Annotated in this window: 18 protein-coding genes; 12 read left to right on the top strand and 6 right to left on the bottom strand. The window is 61.0% G+C overall.

Annotated features, from left to right (window positions below; all coding sequences use genetic code 11):
- Nucleotides 1–12: 12 nt before the first annotated feature.
- Nucleotides 13–759, bottom strand: a complete 747-nt coding sequence (locus R6X40_RS15585; RefSeq protein ID WP_318414715.1) for a sulfite exporter TauE/SafE family protein — start codon at nt 757–759, stop codon at nt 13–15.
- Nucleotides 760–1,064: 305 nt separating this feature from the next.
- On the opposite strand from R6X40_RS15585, the gene rplS reads away from it, so the two are divergent.
- From rplS to R6X40_RS15550, 7 genes are all read left to right on the top strand, one after another.
- On the top strand, nt 1,065–1,628 hold the full coding sequence (gene rplS / locus R6X40_RS15580) for a 50S ribosomal protein L19 (protein ID WP_318414714.1): 564 nt from the start codon (nt 1,065–1,067) through the stop codon (nt 1,626–1,628).
- Nucleotides 1,629–1,715: 87 nt separating this feature from the next.
- Nucleotides 1,716–2,543 carry a class I SAM-dependent methyltransferase gene (locus R6X40_RS15575; RefSeq protein ID WP_318414713.1) on the top strand — a complete coding sequence of 276 codons (828 nt, stop codon included), beginning with the start codon at nt 1,716–1,718 and terminating at the stop codon, nt 2,541–2,543.
- A 155-nt stretch (nt 2,544–2,698) separates the two neighbouring features.
- A complete protein-coding gene (locus tag R6X40_RS15570) occupies nt 2,699–3,496 on the top strand; it encodes a transporter substrate-binding domain-containing protein (RefSeq protein ID WP_318414712.1) in 798 nt (265 codons plus the stop codon).
- A 10-nt stretch (nt 3,497–3,506) separates the two neighbouring features.
- The gene (locus R6X40_RS15565) at nt 3,507–4,322 is read left to right on the top strand and encodes an amino acid ABC transporter permease (protein ID WP_318414711.1); all 816 of its coding nucleotides are present in this window, start codon (nt 3,507–3,509) and stop codon (nt 4,320–4,322) included.
- Nucleotides 4,323–4,641: 319 nt separating this feature from the next.
- Nucleotides 4,642–6,051, top strand: coding sequence for a 3-isopropylmalate dehydratase large subunit (leuC, locus tag R6X40_RS15560; protein ID WP_318414710.1), 1,410 nt, complete (start codon nt 4,642–4,644; stop codon nt 6,049–6,051).
- A gap of 142 nt (nt 6,052–6,193) precedes the next feature.
- A complete protein-coding gene (locus R6X40_RS15555) occupies nt 6,194–7,006 on the top strand; it encodes a class I SAM-dependent methyltransferase (protein WP_318414709.1) in 813 nt (270 codons plus the stop codon).
- Between the two features lie 95 nt (nt 7,007–7,101).
- Entirely contained in the window at nt 7,102–7,638 is a 537-nt protein-coding gene (locus R6X40_RS15550) for a histidine phosphatase family protein (protein ID WP_318414708.1), read from the top strand.
- A gap of 16 nt (nt 7,639–7,654) precedes the next feature.
- Here the strand turns inward: R6X40_RS15550 and R6X40_RS15545 are convergent, their stop codons facing one another.
- Nucleotides 7,655–8,203: a L,D-transpeptidase family protein gene (locus R6X40_RS15545; protein ID WP_318414707.1), complete on the bottom strand. Its 549-nt coding sequence runs from the start codon at nt 8,201–8,203 to the stop codon at nt 7,655–7,657.
- A 143-nt stretch (nt 8,204–8,346) separates the two neighbouring features.
- On the opposite strand from R6X40_RS15545, the gene R6X40_RS15540 reads away from it, so the two are divergent.
- The 4 genes from R6X40_RS15540 (at nt 8,347) to R6X40_RS15525 (ending at nt 11,337) form a co-directional block, all read left to right on the top strand.
- Nucleotides 8,347–9,030, top strand: coding sequence for a response regulator transcription factor (locus R6X40_RS15540; RefSeq protein ID WP_318414706.1), 684 nt, complete (start codon nt 8,347–8,349; stop codon nt 9,028–9,030).
- Nucleotides 9,031–9,081: 51 nt separating this feature from the next.
- The gene (locus tag R6X40_RS15535) at nt 9,082–9,537 is read left to right on the top strand and encodes a cyclic nucleotide-binding domain-containing protein (RefSeq protein ID WP_318414705.1); all 456 of its coding nucleotides are present in this window, start codon (nt 9,082–9,084) and stop codon (nt 9,535–9,537) included.
- A 38-nt stretch (nt 9,538–9,575) separates the two neighbouring features.
- Nucleotides 9,576–10,145: a histidine phosphatase family protein gene (locus R6X40_RS15530; protein ID WP_318414704.1), complete on the top strand. Its 570-nt coding sequence runs from the start codon at nt 9,576–9,578 to the stop codon at nt 10,143–10,145.
- 169 nt (nt 10,146–10,314) lie between these two features.
- Nucleotides 10,315–11,337: an LLM class flavin-dependent oxidoreductase gene (locus tag R6X40_RS15525; protein ID WP_318414703.1), complete on the top strand. Its 1,023-nt coding sequence runs from the start codon at nt 10,315–10,317 to the stop codon at nt 11,335–11,337.
- 15 nt (nt 11,338–11,352) lie between these two features.
- Here R6X40_RS15525 and R6X40_RS15520 read toward each other — a convergent pair whose 3' ends face one another.
- Entirely contained in the window at nt 11,353–12,159 is an 807-nt protein-coding gene (locus tag R6X40_RS15520; protein WP_318414702.1) for an exodeoxyribonuclease III, read from the bottom strand.
- Nucleotides 12,160–12,340: 181 nt separating this feature from the next.
- On the opposite strand from R6X40_RS15520, the gene R6X40_RS15515 reads away from it, so the two are divergent.
- Complete coding sequence (locus tag R6X40_RS15515) at nt 12,341–12,847, top strand: GNAT family N-acetyltransferase (RefSeq protein ID WP_318414701.1); 507 nt, start codon at nt 12,341–12,343, stop codon at nt 12,845–12,847.
- Between the two features lie 12 nt (nt 12,848–12,859).
- Here R6X40_RS15515 and R6X40_RS15510 read toward each other — a convergent pair whose 3' ends face one another.
- The 3 genes from R6X40_RS15510 to R6X40_RS15500 all read right to left on the bottom strand — a co-directional run bounded on the left by R6X40_RS15510 (nt 12,860) and on the right by R6X40_RS15500 (nt 17,998).
- Nucleotides 12,860–13,528: an outer membrane lipoprotein carrier protein LolA gene (locus R6X40_RS15510; RefSeq protein WP_318414700.1), complete on the bottom strand. Its 669-nt coding sequence runs from the start codon at nt 13,526–13,528 to the stop codon at nt 12,860–12,862.
- A 149-nt stretch (nt 13,529–13,677) separates the two neighbouring features.
- Nucleotides 13,678–16,359: a DNA translocase FtsK gene (locus tag R6X40_RS15505; protein ID WP_318414699.1), complete on the bottom strand. Its 2,682-nt coding sequence runs from the start codon at nt 16,357–16,359 to the stop codon at nt 13,678–13,680.
- A 274-nt stretch (nt 16,360–16,633) separates the two neighbouring features.
- Entirely contained in the window at nt 16,634–17,998 is a 1,365-nt protein-coding gene (locus R6X40_RS15500; RefSeq protein ID WP_318414698.1) for an ammonium transporter, read from the bottom strand.
- Between the last annotated feature and the right edge of the window lie 21 nt (nt 17,999–18,019).

Genomic DNA, 18,019 nt, shown 5'->3' with positions numbered 1-18,019 from the left:
ACTGCGGGCGCTTTACCCCGTGACGAAATAGTAGACAGCCAAAAGCAGTCCGACCGCGACCACCAGGCCGCGGATCAGCGCCTGTGGCACGCGGCGGGCGAGCCAGACGCCGGCATAGCCGCCGAGCGCACCGCCCGGGATCATCACGGCGGCCTGCAGCCAGCCGACAACATTGCCGCCGGCAAAGACGACGATGGCGACGGCGGCAATGACCATGGCGAGGAAATTCTTCAACGCGTTCAGCCGGTGGTAATCACCGCCCTTGGCAATGCCAAGCACAGCCAGCATCATGATGCCCATGCCGGCGCCGAAGAAGCCGCCGTAGATCGCGGTAGCAAACTGGCCGAGCAGGCCGAGCGGGCCAATGGGCGCATCGTCCGCCGCCGACTTTGGCCGCAGAAGCGGCCCTGCGGCAAAGATCGCCGTCGCTGCGATCAGCAGCCAGGGGACCATGGCCCGGAAAGATGGATTGGAGAGGGACAACAGAATCAGCGCACCCGCCAATCCGCCAATCAGCGAAAGTACACCGAGGATGACGGCCTCGCGACGATCAGCCCAGATCTCTTTGCGATAGGCGAGCGCCGAGGTGACATAACCCGGGAACTGGACGATGGAGGACGTGGCATTGGCGACGATCGGCGGCAGGCCCGCCAGCGTCATGGCGCCGAAGGTCAGAAAGGTGCCGCCGCCGGCCACCGCATTGACGGCGCTCGACAGGAAACCTGCGACAAACAGCAGGATGGCAGTTGATATGGACATGACGCTCCTCCAGCGGTAGAATCCCACATAGCCTGCAGGTTCACCGGCGGCAAGACGCGGAAATCGTCGTCCGCAGGCTTGCGGCAAGGAGAATTTTTGCCGTCCGGGGATGACAAACCCTGTGCTTTGGTGTATTCGCCCGACCGGTTCGGGAAAAATCCCGGCAGCCGAAAACAAAGAATGGTGAATTCGCTCCTGTTTCTCTTCACGAGAAGCAAAACCTTGAGGCGCCTCATCTGAGGTCGGTCCAAGAGGTTCAATCGAGCGCTCTGGCTGTTGTAGAAGAACTTGAGAAGGTTAGACCCATGAACATCATCCAGCAGCTGGAAGCCGAACAGGCCGCCAAGATTGCCGCCAAGCGCACGCTTCCGGAATTTTCGGCAGGCGACACCCTCCGCGTCAACGTTCGCGTTACGGAAGGTACCCGTACCCGTATTCAGGCCTATGAAGGCGTTTGCATTGCCCGTTCCGGCGGTGGCATCAACGAAAGCTTCACGGTCCGCAAGATTTCCTACGGCGAAGGCGTCGAGCGCGTATTCCCCGTTTACTCCCCGCTCGTCGAAGGCGTCGAAATCGTTCGCCGCGGTAAGGTCCGTCGCGCCAAGCTCTACTACCTGCGCGATCGTCGCGGTAAGTCGGCTCGTATCGTTGAAGATACCGGTACGCGCGCCCGCAAGCTGAACGACGCCGAGCGCGCCGCCGTTGCTGAAGAAAAGGCACGTCTGGAAGCTGAAAAGGTCGCAGCAGCACAGGCACTGGCCGCCGAAAAGGCAGCAGCAGAAGCCGCAGCAGCGGAAGCAGCAGCAGCCAAGGCCGCTGAAGACGCCGCCGCCGCAGCAGCAGCAGCCGCTGAACCGGCAGCAGAATAAGTTTCAGTCCTTCGGATTGTTGGAAAAGGCGGTCTTCGGGCCGCCTTTTTTGGTTTTTGGGGCATAGAATTTTTATGGGGGGAGAAAATGATGAACGCGTATATCGAGACCAACCGCTTGAACTGGGATGACCGGGCGGGCTTGCATGCAACGGATACGACAGGCAGCTACCGGATCGACCGGGTTCTTGCAGGCGGTTCGTCGCTGCACGCGCTGGAGGCCAGCGAGATTGGCGATATCACGGGTAAGGATATCATCCATCTGCAATGCCATATCGGTTTGGATACGCTGAGCCTCAAGCATCTGGGTGCGCGCTCTGTTACCGGGCTCGATTTTTCGCCGGTCGCAATCGCAGCCGCGCAGGACTTTGCCGCGAAGTCCGGGACCGAGGCGACCTTCGTCGAAGCTTCGGTCTATGATGCGCCAGCAGTGCTTGAAAACCAGACCTACGATATGGTTTTCGTCACATGGGGAGCCATCCACTGGCTGCCGGATATCTTTAAATGGGCCGAAATCGTTGCCGGGCTGTTGCGTCCGGGCGGCCGGGTCTACCTGCTCGACGGTCACCCGCAGATGTACCAGTACGAAGGTGCAGAGCATGGCCGTTTGTCGCTCGCCTATGGTTGGCGCACGCCTGCTGATGCGCCGCTTATGTTTGAGGAAACTCACACTTATACCGGCGACGAACGGCCGCTGACCCATCAGCGCATGTACGAATGGCTGCATCCGGTCAGCGATACGGTCAATGCGCTGCTGAAAGCCGGCTTGGCGCTCGATTTCCTCAATGAGCATGAAATCCTGGTCTGGCGGCACTATCCGGGCATGATCGAGACCGGCGATGACCAGTTCGAACAGGCGCCGGGCCTGCCGCGTTTTCCGCTGTCGTTTTCGATTGGAGCGACGAAGGTTCGATAAAACGGCGGCGCGCCAGGGATCGGGTAGGATTTTTCGCGGATTCAGCCGGATGAGCTGAGCCTTTTCAATTTTTGCCATCAAGGGCCGAGCTGCGGCCCTTGCCAGCGTGTTGGCTTCTGTGACAGGTTCCGGTCGCCACAATTCAGGAGCCACCCATGTTTTCCCGCCGCACCATTCTCGCCGGCCTGACCGCCGTTGTTCTTGCGCCTTTGAGCGTAACCGCCGCCGATCTGCCGGATCTGGGTGGGCGTTCCGTCATCGTGGCCACCGAGAATGCCTATCCGCCGCTGCAGTTCGTCGATCCGAAGAGCGGCAAGGCGATCGGCTGGGAATATGATGCGATGGAAGAGATCGCCAAGCGGCTGAACTTCAAGATTGAAAACCAGACCACATCCTGGGACGCGATGATCCAGTCGGTGTCCGACGGCCAGTACGATATCGGCATGACCGGCATCACCATCAAGGACGAGCGCAAGGCCAAGGTGGATTTCTCCGATCCCTATATGCGTTCGCAGCAGTTCATGCTGGTGCGTGGTGACGAGGCCCGCTTCACCGACGCCAAGACGTTTGGCGCGTTTGCGGACGGTCTGGTCGGCGCGCAGCCCGGAACCTCGCCGTTCTACACGGCGGTCTACGAAATGCTGGATGGCAACGAACAGAACCCGCGTGTCAAACTGTTCGAAACATTCGGCGCCACAGTGCAGGCGCTGAAGGCGGGCGATGTCGATACGGTGCTGACCGACAGTGTCGCCGCCAAGGGCTATGTCGATTCCTCGGACGGCGGCCTGAAGGTGGTCGGCGGGCCGCTCGGCACCGAAGATTTCGGCTTCATCTTCAAGAAGGGCTCGGATCTGGTTGCCCCGGTCAACGCCGCCATCGCGGCGCTGAAGGCGGACGGCACGCTCGACAAGCTGAATCAGAAATGGTTCGTCGATTACAAGATGGGCGAATGATCGCCACCCGATGACGCCTGCGCAGGACAATTCTCAGAAGGGCGACTATCCCTGGTGGCTGGTCGCCCTTGCCGTGATCGCCGTGGGGCTGGCCGCGGTCATCATCTCCAACGGTGTCTACCGCCAGGTCTTCAGCATCGTTTCGGCCGGTATCGGCATCACCATTTTCGTCACGCTGGTCGGCTTTTTCTTGGCGACGGCGCTGGGGCTCGGCATAGCGCTGATGGCGCTGTCGGATCGGGCAGCGCTGCGCCAGATCGCCCGGTTCTATACCGAGGTGATCCGCGGCATCCCGATCCTGGTTCTGTTGTTCTACATCGCCTTTGCCGGCGCTCCGGCGCTGGTGGTGATGATCAATTTTATCCTGTCGCCGTTGATTTCAGCGGGCGCCATGGAGCCGATGGTGGTGCGCGACCTGTCGCTGATATGGCGGTCTATCATTGCGCTGTCGATCGGCTATTCTGCCTTCATCGCCGAAGTGTTCCGGGCCGGCATCCTCTCGGTCGACAAGGGGCAAATCGAGGCGGCCAAGGCGCTCGGCCTCTCGCGTTATCAGCGCTTCCGGCTGGTGGTTTTCCCGCAGGCGATCCGCGTTATCCTGCCGCCGCTCGGCAATGACTTCGTGGCGATGGTCAAGGACTCGTCCCTGGTCTCCGTGCTTGGTGTCGCCGATATCACCCAGGCGGGCAAGATCTATGCCTCCGGCTCGTTCCGGTTCTTCGAGACCTACTCGATCGTGGCTTACATCTATCTGATTTTGACTGTCGGGTTGTCATTGGGGCTGCGGCGGCTCGAGCAAAGGCTGCGGCGGGGGCAGAAGGGGTGATCGATTCGGTGCGCCCGCTTTGTCTATCTCCGAGGCGGTAACTCCACTCGTCATCTCTGCCTGTTCACCTCGCTGCGATATTGCTGCCTATTCACAAAACTGCTATATCCGCGCTCATGGAATCCAAATTCGGATGTCACGAGCAGAAAATTGTTGTGCTGCAGGACCACAAGCGTCTGCCGGCGCGTTTTTTTGCGTGCATTTCCGGTGCCCTCAGCGGCCGACTTATCTGACCGCCGGGGTTTGATCCCCGGCCGGCTGCCGGCGCCTTTTGCCGGAACTTTTCCTGACCTTCTTCTTCACCAATGGATGCACAGCCATGAGCGCACCGCGTACCCTCTACGACAAGATCTGGGACGACCATCTGGTCGATCAACAGGATGACGGAACCTGTCTTCTCTATATCGATCGCCATCTCGTTCACGAAGTGACGAGCCCGCAGGCGTTCGAAGGCCTTCGCTTGACGAATCGTCAGGTGCGGGCTCCACAAAAGACCCTTGCTGTCGTCGACCACAACGTGCCGACCTCGCCGGATCGCCATCTCGGCATCAAGAACGAGGAAAGCCGCATCCAGGTGGAGGCGCTTGCCCAGAACGCGGCTGATTTCGGCGTCGAATATTATTCGGCCAGCGATATCCGCCAGGGCATCGTCCATATCGTCGGGCCGGAACAGGGTTTTACCCTGCCGGGCATGACCATCGTCTGCGGCGACAGCCACACCTCGACGCATGGCGCCTTTGGTGCGCTGGCGCATGGTATCGGCACGTCCGAGGTCGAGCACGTGCTCGCCACACAGACGCTGATCCAGAAGAAGGCCAAGAACATGCTGGTGCGTGTCGATGGCGTTCTGCCGGAGCACGTCACCGCCAAGGACATCATCCTGGCGATCATCGGTGAAATCGGCACTGCCGGCGGCACGGGCCACGTCATCGAGTTCGCCGGCGAAGCCATCCGCGCGTTGTCGATGGAAGGCCGCATGACCGTCTGCAACATGACGATCGAAGGCGGCGCCCGCGCCGGCCTGATCGCGCCGGACGAAAAGACCTTCGAATATATCAAGGGCAAGCCGCGCGCTCCGAAGGGGGAAGAGCTGGAGCAGGCGATTGCCTACTGGAAGACGCTCAATACCGAAGAAGGCGCACATTACGACCGCGTCGTCGTTCTCGATGCTGCGTCGCTGCCGCCGATCGTTTCCTGGGGTTCCTCGCCGGAAGACGTCATCTCGGTTCAGGGCATCGTGCCGAACCCGGATGAAATCACCGACGAGAACAAGCGCACCTCCAAGTGGCGCGCGCTCGACTATATGGGCCTGAAGCCGGGCACGAAGATCACCGATATCAATATCGATCGCGTCTTCATCGGCTCCTGCACCAACGGCCGCATCGAGGACTTGCGCGAGGTTGCCAAGGTCGTCGAAGGCCGTACCGTCGCCTCGACCGTGTCGGCAATGATCGTACCGGGCTCCGGCCTCGTCAAGGAACAGGCGGAAGCCGAAGGTCTTGATGTGATCTTCAAGGCGGCCGGTTTCGACTGGCGCGAGCCGGGCTGCTCGATGTGCCTGGCGATGAACGATGACCGGCTGAAGCCGGGCGAACGCTGCGCCTCGACCTCCAATCGCAACTTCGAAGGCCGTCAGGGCTTCAAGGGCCGCACCCATCTGGTGTCGCCTGCCATGGCAGCGGCCGCCGCCGTTTCCGGTCACTTTGTCGATATCCGCGACTGGAAGTAAGCGCTAGCGGGCGCCTTGTGGTTGAGGCTCCCGGTGTCCCCGCGGGCTGATCTGAGAACAAGCTAAGGCGGAAGCGGTGCTTCCGCCTTTTTGTTTGAACGTGTATGGTGTGTGGACGGCCTTACGGCGTGGGAGATCCATCATGACCGGTGCGGACAAAGCCTTTGTCGGTGGCATGCCGGCGATCTACGAGAAACTTTTCGTGCCGATGATCTTTGAGCCTTACGCCCGCGAAATGGCGGAGCGTATCGCGAAGGCGGCGCCGCGTGACGTGCTGGAGATTGCTGCTGGCACCGGCGTGCTGACCCGCGCCATGGCATCGCGGCTCGGTCCTGAAACGCGGATTGTTGCCACGGACCTCAACCAGCCGATGCTCGACAGAGCGATCGCCAGCCAGGGCGCGGATGCCCGCGTCACATTCAAGCAGGCCGACGGCCTGGCACTGCCGTTCGGCGACCAAGTCTTCGATATCGTCACCTGTCAGTTCGGCGTGATGTTCTTCCCCGACAAGATCGCCGGCTATCGCGAAGCCCGGCGCGTTCTCAGGCCCACCGGCCGCTATCTCTTCAACGTCTGGGATCGCCTCGAGAACAACGCCTTCGTCCTGACCGCCGCACGGGCGCTGACGGAGATGTTTCCAGCCGATCCGCCGCGCTTCATGGAGCGGACGCCGCACGGATACCATGACCTTTCAGCGATCACGGCAGATGCACGAGCGGCTGGGTTCTCCTCCGTGCAAACCGAGACGATCGTGGAAGTCAGCCGTGCCAAGTCCGCCCTCGAGGCGGCGACGGCCTATTGTCAGGGCAACCCGCTCGCAGCCGAGATCGAGGCGCGTGCGCCGGGAAAACTGCAGGACGTGACCGAAACTGTTGCGGCCGCTCTGCGGCGGCAATTCGGCGACGGCGCCATCGAAGGTTCTATCCGGGCGCATATCATTACGGCATCGCCCTGATCTGTCGCGAAACCTTTGGAGTGAGGCAAGGGGGGTAATCCAGATCTGCAGAACGGGCGCAGCACCAATCGCTGCAGTATCGACATGAGGACGGAATGATCAAGAAGGCTTCCCACTCGGCTCGCCGCCTGCTCCTCCTTCGCCATGCAAAATCAGCCTGGCCCGAAGGTGTTGCGGATCATGAGCGCCCTCTTTCCGATCGCGGACGTAAGACCGCTCCGGTGATTGGTGCTTATATGGCGCGGGAAAAACTTGTACCCGATCTTGCTCTGGTGTCTCCGGCCCAGCGGGCGCAGGAGACATGGGCAATTGTCCGGGATGTCCTGCCGAGCGGGATCCTCGAGCGCGAAGCTCCGGGCATTTACGAAGTTCCAGCGGAAAATATTCTCTCTGTGATCCAGGCGGTTACACCCGGTATCCAGACCTTGCTGATGGTCGGGCATAATCCCGGCATGGAGGATCTAGCCTCGCTGCTCACCGGAAAAGGTGACGTCGAGGCCCTCGACCGCATGAAGGACAAATTCCCCGCGGCTGGTCTGGCCGTGATCGATTTCGATCTGGAAGACTGGGGCGCTGTCGCAGCAAGAACCGGTTATCTCGAACGCTTCGTCACGCCGCGCTTTCTTAGCTGACTTGATATCCCGCCACCTAAAGAACCCGCACCACCGTCCCGCGCCGCATGAACCTGAGCAGCCGCTTCATCGCGGGCAGGCTGACCGCCACGCAGCCTTCCGTTGGCGGGTAGCCCGGCTTGGCGAGGTGGAAGAAGATGGCGGAGCCGCCATATCGTTTCCGGCAGCGTAAGTTCCAGTCCATCACCAGGCAGACATCGTAGAGATCGTCGTCACGGCGCATTTTTTCATGGCTGGGTTTGAACGGCGCGTCCACGGGGCGGTTGTAAAGTGCGTGGCGGGGGTCATCGCACCAGAGCAGGTCTTTCGGCGTGAAGCGCAACGGAAGAGCTGTTGGTGGCCGGGTGATGCGGTCCTGACGGACATAGCCGCCGATCAGGCGCATAGCGGCAATCGGGGTGGCGCCATCGCCTTCGCGCTTACGGGATGTGATGCCGCTGCGTCCGATGGCTGCTTCCTCGGTGCGCCCGGCAAAGCTCACCAGAGCGCGGGTGCGGCTGCCGGGCTTTGCCCGGACGGTGATGGTACGGGCTGGAGTGGCAACCTTTCGGGGTTTCAATCGCATTTTGCTCACAGTTTTTTGCGTTGCGCGTGATCTGAAACATAACAATAGCACTACACAATATGTAACAACCGGGTGAAAGGCTGCGTAGCTTGTTTAAGGCAGCGATTGCGCTAGTTTAAGACCGCAAGCAAGGAGAGAATACCATGTCGGCCCGCACCATTCTTCTCGTCGATGACGACAACGACCTGCGTGAAACACTGGTGGAGCAACTTGCCCTCTATGAGGAATTCACCATCCTTCAGGAATCAACGGCGGCCAAGGGTATCAACACCGCCCGCAACCAGCAGATCGCTCTTCTGGTGATGGATGTCGGCCTGCCGGACATGGACGGACGCGAGGCGGTCAAGCTTCTGCGCAAGGGCGGCTTCAAGCCGCCGATTATCATGCTGACCGGCCACGACACCGACAGCGATACGATCCTCGGCCTTGAGGCCGGCGCCAACGACTATGTGACCAAGCCGTTCCGTTTTGCGGTGCTGCTCGCCCGTATCCGGGCGCAGTTGCGCCAGCACGAGCAGAGCGAGGATGCCACCTTCACCGTTGGTCCCTACACGTTCAAGCCGGGCCAGAAGCTGCTGACGCTGGAAAACGGCCAGAAGATCCGGCTGACCGAAAAGGAAGCGGCGATCATCCGCTATCTCTACCGTGCCGACCAGAAGGTCGTGACCCGCGACGTGCTGCTGGAAGAGGTCTGGGGCTATAATTCGGGCGTCACCACCCATACGCTCGAGACCCACGTTTATCGCCTGCGTCAGAAAATCGAACGCGACCCTTCCAATGCGGAGATTTTGGTGACAGAGAATGGCGGCTACAAGATAGTTCCCTAACGACATGGGGCATGATCCCATCCGGTGTCATGCCCGCTCAGAGGTATCCCTTTGGCGCTGAACGACGATATCGCTCTTCTGTCCCTCGTGCCGCTGTTTGCGGATATCGATGACGACAAACTGCGGCTGATCGCGTTTGGTGCCGAGCGCCGCCGCCTCAACAGGGGACAACAGCTGTTTCGCGAAGGTGCTCCCGCTGATTGTGCCTTTGCCATTGCCAGCGGTTCCGTCACGCTGACGCGCAATCTCGTCGATGGCCGTGTCGAGGTGGTGGATACTGTCGGGCCGGGCACGTTGCTCTCCGAACTGGCGATGATCTCCTTCGTCGAACGCAAGTTTACCGCGACCGCAGAAGAAGACAGCGAAGTCATCCGCATCAACCGGCCGCTGTTCCGCCGCATGCTGGAGGAATATCCGGAAGTGGCCGTCGTGGTCGAAGGCCGGATCAAGGCGAACCTGCAGGCGATGATCAGCGCGATGCAGAAGCTGGCGCCGAAGTTCGGATAGGCCTCGGGCTTGATCGTGGATCGCGAAAGAAAGCCGACATGATCTACCTTCTCCGCCATGGGGAAACCATCTGGAATACGCTCGGCCGTTTCCAGGGGCAGAAGGATTCGCCGTTGACGCCGCGTGGCGTTCTGCAGGCGGATCAGGTGGCGGCGCTGCTTGCGCAGGAAATCAGCGGATGCAGTACTCCATTTGACATTCACGTCAGCCCGCTCGGCCGGGCATTGGAGACAGCGGCGCGTGTCGCGCTTACCATTCCCTTCCCCACGCGGGAGGACGCCCGCCTGATGGAAGTGACCACCGGTTCGTGGGATGGGATGACGCTATACGAGATCGATACCGAATATCCTGGCGCGCTTGAAGGGGCAGATGCATTCGACTGGTATTTCCGCTCTCCGGATGGCGAGACGTTCGACAGCGCGTGCGCTCGTGTTGAGAGCTGGATCTCCGAAGTATCGACACCGGTGATCGCGGTTTCACATGGCCTGACCGGGCGATTGATCCGGGGTATCTATCTTGGCATGCCGCGAAAGGAGATGCTGGAACTGCCGGTGCCGCAGGACGGATTCTACCGCCTCGCGCATGGACAGGTGACGCTGATCGAATAGGCTGGCCCGGAGACAGCCCTAGGCCTCAGCGGGGGCCGGATCGATGTTTCCCCAGAGGAGACACTGTGTTTCCCCCACAGGGGGTCTGCGACTGACCTTTGCTCTTTCGCGCGGTGCGCTTCTTCCCCATCTATGCTGCAACACATCGCCATCATCGGGATAGAAAACAATGAAGAAAATCGGCTTCCTTTCATTCGGACATTGGACACCTTCGCCGCAATCGGGCACCCGCTCTGCCGGAGATGCGCTTCTGCAATCGATCGATCTGGCGGTTGCTGCCGAAGAGCTCGGTGCCGACGGTGCCTATTTCCGCGTCCACCATTTTGCCCGCCAGCTCGCATCGCCTTTTCCGCTTCTTGCCGCCGTTGGCGCCAGGACGAAGAAGATCGAGATCGGCACGGCTGTGATCGATATGCGTTACGAGAATCCGCTCTACATGGCCGAGGATGCCGGTAGCGCCGATCTGATCTCGAACGGGCGCCTGCAGCTCGGCATCAGCCGTGGCTCGCCGGAACAGGTGATCGATGGCTGGCGCTATTTTGGACTTGAACCACAGGAAGGCGCGACGGACGCGGATATGGCGCGCAAGCATACGGAAGTGCTGCTTGAGGTGCTGAAGGGCAATGGCTTTGCCGAGCCGAACCCGCGTCCGATGTTTCCCAATCCGCCGGGCCTGCTGCGGCTCGAGCCGCATTCCGAAGGCTTGCGCGAGCGCATCTGGTGGGGTGCCAGCTCGAACGCCACGGCCATCTGGGCGGCAAAGCTGGGCATGAACCTGCAAAGTTCAACCCTGAAGAACGACGAAACCGGCGAGCCATTCCATGTCCAGCAGGCAGCACAGATCCGCGCCTACCGGGAGGCCTGGAAGGAGGCCGGCCATACGCGCACGCCGCGCGTGTCGGTCAGCCGCAGCATCTTCGCGCTGCTCGATGATCGTGATCGCGCCTATTTCGGCGGTGGCAGCAAGGAAAGCGACTCGATCGGCTATATCGACGACCAGACACGGGCGATCTTTGGCCGGTCCTATGCCGCTGAGCCGGATGCTCTGGTGAAGCAGCTTGCAGCCGATGAGGCGATTGCCGAGGCGGATACCCTGCTGCTGACCGTCCCGAACCAGCTGGGCGTCGAATACAACGCCCATGTGATCGAAGCGGTCCTGAAGCATGTCGCGCCGGCACTCGGCTGGCGGTAGGAGCGGCTTTCGCCCTTAAAGGTCGAAATGGGCGATGACGGGGACGTGGTCGGATGGGCGTTCCCAGCCACGGGCTTCCTTGAGGATCTCGACATGGGTGAGGTGCGGCGAGAGGTCGGCGGATGACCAGACATGGTCGAGACGGCGGCCCTTGTTGGCACCTTCCCAATCCTTGGCGCGGTAGCTCCACCAGGTGTAGAGCTTTTCCGGCGATGGCGTGTGCTGGCGCATCAGATCGACCCAGGCGCCGCCGCTCATCACCGCGTTCAGGCCCTCGGTTTCGATCGGCGTGTGGCTGACGATCTTCAGGAGCTGCTTGTGCGACCAGACGTCGTGCTCCAGTGGCGCGATGTTGAGATCACCGACGAGGACGGATGAAATTCCGGCGTCGCTTTCGGCGTGCAGCATTTTCATCTCGTCGATGAAATCGAGCTTGTGGCCGAATTTCTGGTTGATCGTCCTGTCTGGTTCATCACCACCGGCGGGTACGTAGAAATTGTGCAGGCGGATTTTCTTGCCGGATTTTTCAAACATCACGGAAAGATGGCGGGCATCGCCGACGCCGCAATAGTCGCGCCGGTCTGTCAGTTCATGCAGCGGCAGGCGGGAAATGGTGGCGACGCCGTGATAGCCCTTCTGGCCATGAATGGCGATGTGCTCGTAACCCAGCGCCTTCAGCGGCGAAAAGGGGAAGAGGTCGTTGGCAACCTTGGTTTCCTGCAGGCAGAGGACGTCCGGCGCCCAGGTCTTTAGCAGATGTTCGACCAGCGGCATGCGCAGGCGCACCGAGTTGATGTTCCAGGTCGCGATCGACAATGCCATGCAAGGGTTCTTTCGTGAAAATGCTGCGTGGAAACGGACGCTGCCTGCGCGTTCGTCATAGGGGCTTTGTGCGGGCTTCACATTTGGACCAGAGGCCGATGTTGACAGCCGCAGACGGTGATATCTATTGCCGCTCAGGTTTTCAATCGCCACGATCTGCTTTGCTTTGAGGGAGTGCCACATGATCCGCCAGCTTGGCCCGGAGGACATCCAGGTTTTCCGCCAGATCCGGCTTGAGGCCCTGCGCAGCGAGCCTGCGGCGTTCGCCAGCAGCGCTGCGGACTGGGAGGCCTTACCGGATGCCGAATGGACAAGGCGATTGACGGCAAACGCGGTTTTCGTCGATTTTTACGAGGGCAAACCGGTCGCGATGATGGGACTGATGCGGCAAGGCGCCAGCAAGATGGCACACCGCGCCACGGTCATCATGGTCTATGTGCGCAAGGACCGGCGCGGCGGGGGTCATGCGAAGGCGCTTCTCGATGCTGTTGTCGCTCATGCCCGCTCGGCCGGTGTCCGGCTGCTGGAGCTGGCGCTGAGCGCAGAGAACCCGGCTGCTCTGCGGTTTTACCTGCGGGAAGGCTTCCGGGAGGTCGGCCGCGTTGATGGCGGGATCATCCACGAGGGCCGCGAGATCGACGACGTCCTGATGATGCGCCGTATCGATCACGACGCATCCGCCGGCTGATGCAGGTCTGTCTTATTTGCCGCGATTGTTGATGTCGTCGTAGGGAATCGAGAAGACCTTGTCGTCCATCGGCCCGCCGTTCTTGACGTTGAAGATCATCACCGACGTGTCTTTCTTCTGGGCGTCGGTAATCGTCCACTGGCGCAGATCGTAGGTCTTCGGGTCGAACATCAGGGTGATCGTGGCATCGCCGAAGACGGTGCGGTCGCCGAGCACGATGGTGGTCAGATCGGCCTCTTCCTTGACGCTGCGAACCAGCTTGCCGGTCAGGTCGATATTGTCGGACAGGAGCAGCTTGAGCGGCGTTTTCGACAGAGGGTAGATATCCCAGGTCTTCATTTTCTGGTTGCCGATGACGACGGACTTGCCGTCGGAAATCACCCGCATCGGCGAGGGGGCTTCATAGTTGAAGCGGATCTTGCCGGGGCGGCTGATAAAGAATTTGCCACCCGTCTGCTCGCCGCGTGGGCCGAACTGCACGAACTCGCCGCTCATGGTCTTGACCGACGCGAAATGGTCGGCGATTTTCTGGGCGACGGCTGTCTGCGCCTGAGCGGGCTCCAAGGGCAGGCCGATAAAGGTCAGGGCAGCGAAAACAGCAAGACCGCCGACGAAGGCGCGGCGCGACAGGGACGGAAGTTTCGTATCCTGTTCAAAATGGCCGGTTGCGGTGTCTGTCATCGTTATCTCCTTCATTTCAGTCTCATGTGGAGCGCAAGTGCGGCGCCTTCAAGGCCTGTCTTTCGCTCGTCTTCAATTCCCCGTGAGGATGTCCGGGCTATATTCTCGCCCAGGATTTCCGAGCGTGCGCGAACGGCTTTCTCAATGGGTTACCTGCCGGTGATGTCGCTTTCGGTCGGCACCAGAATCTCGCGCTTGCCGGCATGGTTGGCGGCACCGATAATACCTTCCTGCTCCATCCGCTCGATCAGTGAAGCGGCACGGTTGTAACCGATGCCGAGGCGGCGCTGGACGTAGGATGTCGATGCCTTGCCGTCACGCAGCACGATGGCGACAGCCTGGTCGTAGGGATCGTCGGATTCGGCAAGGTTGGAGGTGCCGGCTGGGCCGCTGCCGCCTTCGTCGTCCTCGTCGTCATCCTCGGTGATGGCATCGAGATATTGCGGGGAGCCCTGGGTCTTGAGATATTTGACAACATCTTCGACCTCGGTGTCGGAGACGAACGGGCCGTGCACACGCTGGATGCGGCCACCACCGGCCATGTAGAGCATGTCGCCCATGCCGAGCAGCTGTTCGGCACCCTGTTCGCCCAGGATGGTGCGGCTGTCGATCTTCGAGGTGACCTGGAAGGAGATACGAGTGGGGAAGTTGGCCTTGATCGTGCCGGTGATGACATCGACGGACGGGCGCTGCGTTGCCATGATCACATGGATGCCGGCGGCACGGGCCATCTGGGCCAGACGCTGGACGGCGCCTTCGATATCCTTGCCGGCAACCATCATCAGGTCGGCCATTTCGTCGATGATGACGACGATATAAGGCAGTGGCTGCAAGGCGAACTCTTCCGTCTCGTAGACGGCCTCGCCGGTCTGGCGGTCAAAACCGGTCTGGACGGTGCGGGTGATCTGTTCGCCCTTGGCCATCGCCTGTTCGACGCGCGAATTGAAGCCGTCGATGTTGCGTACGCCGATCTTCGACATCTTCTTGTAGCGCTCTTCCATCTCGCGCACGGTCCATTTCAGCGCGACAACGGCCTTTTTCGGATCGGTGACGACCGGTGAGAGCAGATGCGGAATGCCGTCATAGACAGAGAGTTCGAGCATTTTCGGGTCGATCATGATCAGGCGGCATTGCTCCGGCTTCAACCGGTAGAGGATCGACAGGATCATGGTGTTGATGGCGACCGATTTACCCGAGCCGGTGGTGCCGGCGACGAGCAGATGCGGCATCTTGGCGATATCGACGATGACGGGCTCGCCGCCGATCGTCTTGCCGAGCGCCATGGCAAGACGGGTCTTGCTGGTCTCGAAATCCCGCGAGCCGATCAGCTCGCGCAGATAGACGGTCTCGCGGCGCTGGTTCGGCAGTTCGATACCGATGGCGTTACGGCCGGGAACGACGGCAACACGGGCGGCAATCGCCGACATCGAGCGGGCAATATCGTCGGCAAGGCCGATGACGCGGGACGACTTGATGCCGGGTGCCGGCTCAAGCTCGTACATGGTGACAACCGGGCCGGGGCGGACATGGATGATCTCGCCCTTGACGCCAAAATCCTCCAGCACGCCTTCCAGCATGCGGGCATTCTGTTCGAGTGCATCGGCTGACAATGTCGCGTCGCGGGCGACGTTTTTCGGCTCGGCGAGAAAATGCAGCGGCGGCAGGGTGAAACCGTCGTCGTCGGAAACCAGCGATGACTGCGCTTCGCGGTCGATGCGCTGGCCGGTCTTTGGACGTGGCGCTGCTGGGACAACACGTGCTGTCGCCGATGGCATCGCCTGCTTGCGCGGTGCTGGAACCGGTGCCCAGTCGGCGGCAGGGTCGATATCGTCGTCTTCGTCGTCACCCGGCAGAATGTCGGTGGATGCACGGTGGTTGTCGAGGGTGGGGAAGTCGTCGTCCTCGTCGTCCATGGACATTGGTGGTGCTGCCACGGTGCGACGTTCGCTGCGGTCCAGCGATGGCTCGACCCGCTCGGAGCGGGCAACGGCCTTTGGACGCGACGGTTCATTCAGGGTGCCGAATTCATCGGCGTTGAAATCGTAGGGTTCGTCATAATCGCGCGATGCCGGCTTGCGGCGGCCGCTCAGGCCAAACAGGCGGCGGATACGGGCCTGCGCGGTAAAGCGCATGTGGGTGAGCGCGCCAGCCATCACCATGACGATGCCTCCGGATTCGTCGTCTTCCGATTCGTCGCTGACAGTGCGTGCCTTGCTCGGCGCCGGTGCCGGCTCGTCGATATCGTCCTCCGGATCCGATACGCCGATGAGGCCAGCGCTGTAGATCAGGAAATAGGCAGCGGGAAGCGAAAACAAAACGGCGAGCACGGTGCCGAATGTGCCGCTCGGATAGGTGCCGGTGAACAGAGCGGGAAAGCGCAGGATCATGTCGCCGAAGACGCCGCCAAGGCCGTTGGGCAGCGGCCATGTGACGGGGGCGGGGATGCAGCTCAGCGCCGCCGAGGCCAGCACCGAACCCAAGAACCAGGCGCCGGCGCGTTTGACGATATGATCGAAGGGTTTGCCGATGATCAGCACCAGGCCCCAGGCAACCACGGGAAGAAGGGCTACGACACTGGCGATGCCGAAGAATTGCATGAAGATATCGGCGAAGGCGGCGCCCGTGTAGCCGAGCAGGTTGGTCGGGGCATCAGCGGTCGCGTAGGAAAAGCTTGGATCGGCGACGTTCCAGCTCGACAATGCGGCTATCGCGAAACCGAGAGCGACGAACACCGCAAAGCCCGCCAAAGCGGCGATCTGCTTCCAGACGAATGTGGAAAGCACAAACCGGTTGGAACGGTTGTCGTATACCGCCTGATTGCTTCTGCTCATGATGACCTGCTGCCTGTTATTCCGGAAAAACGCCATGCGCGCATGCTTCGAAGGTAAACAGAGGAGAGTTAAAGCCCTATTAACCTTGACGCTTCGTTTACGCGAAACGGCTCTGCGCAGGCAGTTTTCCCCACCGAAACCGTGTTTACGGCCCTCGAAGAGGTGTGAGAGGGCAAAAAAAGACCCGGACGGATCCGGGTCAAATGCGGTTGCGCACAAGGCGAAACCGCGACGGGACTGGATACGAAGCCGGTTTCCCGGCTCCGCAAATGCCTTACGAGTGGTATGCGGCTTCGCCGTGCGAGGAGAGATCGAGACCTTCGCGTTCTGCTTCGACCGGCACGCGCAGACCGACGATGACGTCGACGACCTTGTAGAGGATCGCCGAGCCGATACCGCACCACAGGATGGTGATGATGACAGCGGTTGCCTGGGTGGCGAGTTGGCCGCCCATGGTGACGCCTTCGGCATAGCCGATACCGCCGAGCGAGGCGCTGGCGAAGATGCCGGTTGCCAGAGCGCCGAAGATACCACCGACGCAGTGGACGCCGAAGACGTCAGCCGTGTCGTCGTAGCCGAACTTGTTCTTCACCACGGAGACGAAGAAGTAGCATAGCGGCGAGACGATGAGGCCGAGAACGATGGCGCCCATCGGGCCGACGATGCCGGCTGCAGGCGTGACGGCAACGAGGCCGGCGACCATGCCGGATGCGCCGCCGAGCATGGAAGCCTTGCCGCGGGTGAAGGTTTCAACCAGCGACCAGGAAACGATGGCAGCAGCCGTTGCGATGAAGGTGTTGACGGTTGCGAGCATCGCGCCGCCCGAAGCTTCCAGGTTGGAGCCGGCGTTGAAGCCGAACCATCCGACCCAGAGCATCGAAGCGCCGACCATGGTCAGTGTCATGGAGTGCGGAGCCATCATGTCCTTGCCGAAGCCGGTACGCTTGCCGACCATGATTGCGCCAACGATACCGGCGATACCGGCATTGATGTGCACGACGGTGCCACCGGCAAAGTCAAGCGCGCCCATCTTGAAGAGCAGGCCGTTTGCATCCCAGACCATATGTGCGACCGGGAAGTAAACGAAGGTAACCCAGAGCGCGCAGAACAGGACGGCGGCCGAGAACTTGATGCGTTCGGCAAAGGCGCCGACGATCAGGGCAGGAGTGATGGCAGCGAATGTCATCTGGAACATCACGAAGATGTATTCCGGAATGACGACGCCGGCCGAGAAGGTCGTTGCGGTCGTATCCTTGCTCACTCCGGACAGGAAGAGCTTGGCAGTGCCGCCCCAATAGGCGCTATCCGAGCCGCCGAAGGCGAAGGAATAGCCGTAGACGACCCAGATCAGCATGACGACGGCGCCGATGACTGTGCACTGCATCAGGACGGAGAGCATGTTCTTGGCACGGACGAGGCCGCCGTAGAACAAGGCTAGCCCCGGAACCAGCATGAACAGGACGAGAATGGTGCAGATGAACATGAAGGCGGTGTCGCCCTTGTCCGGCACGGGGACGGCGGCAGCCGCTTCGGCGGCGGCCGGCGCTGTTTCCTGCGCAAAGGCGATGGCCGGGGCGAGGACGGCTGCGGCTGCAGCACTCACGCGTCCGAGAGAGGTGGAAAGTTTCATTGTAGACATTGACATATAGCTCCCTGAACG

Origin of the sequence: Rhizobium sp. PL01 (assembly GCF_033447125.1) — a bacterium.
Taxonomy (GTDB): Bacteria; Pseudomonadota; Alphaproteobacteria; order Rhizobiales; family Rhizobiaceae; genus Pararhizobium.
The sequence above is the reverse complement of the archived record's forward strand: the minus strand, read 5'-3'. Positions and strand labels throughout refer to the sequence as shown.

Coding starts and splice junctions, on each gene's coding strand:
- R6X40_RS15570 (WP_318414712.1), top strand. CDS start 2,699: ATGTTTTCCCGCCGCACCATTCTCGCCGGCCTGACCGCCGTTGTTCTT.
- R6X40_RS15550 (WP_318414708.1), top strand. CDS start 7,102: ATGATCAAGAAGGCTTCCCACTCGGCTCGCCGCCTGCTCCTCCTTCGC.
- R6X40_RS15525 (WP_318414703.1), top strand. CDS start 10,315: ATGAAGAAAATCGGCTTCCTTTCATTCGGACATTGGACACCTTCGCCG.
- R6X40_RS15540 (WP_318414706.1), top strand. CDS start 8,347: ATGTCGGCCCGCACCATTCTTCTCGTCGATGACGACAACGACCTGCGT.
- R6X40_RS15585 (WP_318414715.1), bottom strand. CDS start 759: ATGTCCATATCAACTGCCATCCTGCTGTTTGTCGCAGGTTTCCTGTCG.
- R6X40_RS15510 (WP_318414700.1), bottom strand. CDS start 13,528: ATGACAGACACCGCAACCGGCCATTTTGAACAGGATACGAAACTTCCG.
- R6X40_RS15515 (WP_318414701.1), top strand. CDS start 12,341: ATGATCCGCCAGCTTGGCCCGGAGGACATCCAGGTTTTCCGCCAGATC.
- R6X40_RS15565 (WP_318414711.1), top strand. CDS start 3,507: ATGACGCCTGCGCAGGACAATTCTCAGAAGGGCGACTATCCCTGGTGG.
- rplS (WP_318414714.1), top strand. CDS start 1,065: ATGAACATCATCCAGCAGCTGGAAGCCGAACAGGCCGCCAAGATTGCC.
- R6X40_RS15530 (WP_318414704.1), top strand. CDS start 9,576: ATGATCTACCTTCTCCGCCATGGGGAAACCATCTGGAATACGCTCGGC.
- R6X40_RS15520 (WP_318414702.1), bottom strand. CDS start 12,159: ATGGCATTGTCGATCGCGACCTGGAACATCAACTCGGTGCGCCTGCGC.
- R6X40_RS15555 (WP_318414709.1), top strand. CDS start 6,194: ATGACCGGTGCGGACAAAGCCTTTGTCGGTGGCATGCCGGCGATCTAC.
- R6X40_RS15500 (WP_318414698.1), bottom strand. CDS start 17,998: ATGTCTACAATGAAACTTTCCACCTCTCTCGGACGCGTGAGTGCTGCA.
- R6X40_RS15505 (WP_318414699.1), bottom strand. CDS start 16,359: ATGAGCAGAAGCAATCAGGCGGTATACGACAACCGTTCCAACCGGTTT.
- R6X40_RS15545 (WP_318414707.1), bottom strand. CDS start 8,203: ATGCGATTGAAACCCCGAAAGGTTGCCACTCCAGCCCGTACCATCACC.
- leuC (WP_318414710.1), top strand. CDS start 4,642: ATGAGCGCACCGCGTACCCTCTACGACAAGATCTGGGACGACCATCTG.
- R6X40_RS15575 (WP_318414713.1), top strand. CDS start 1,716: ATGATGAACGCGTATATCGAGACCAACCGCTTGAACTGGGATGACCGG.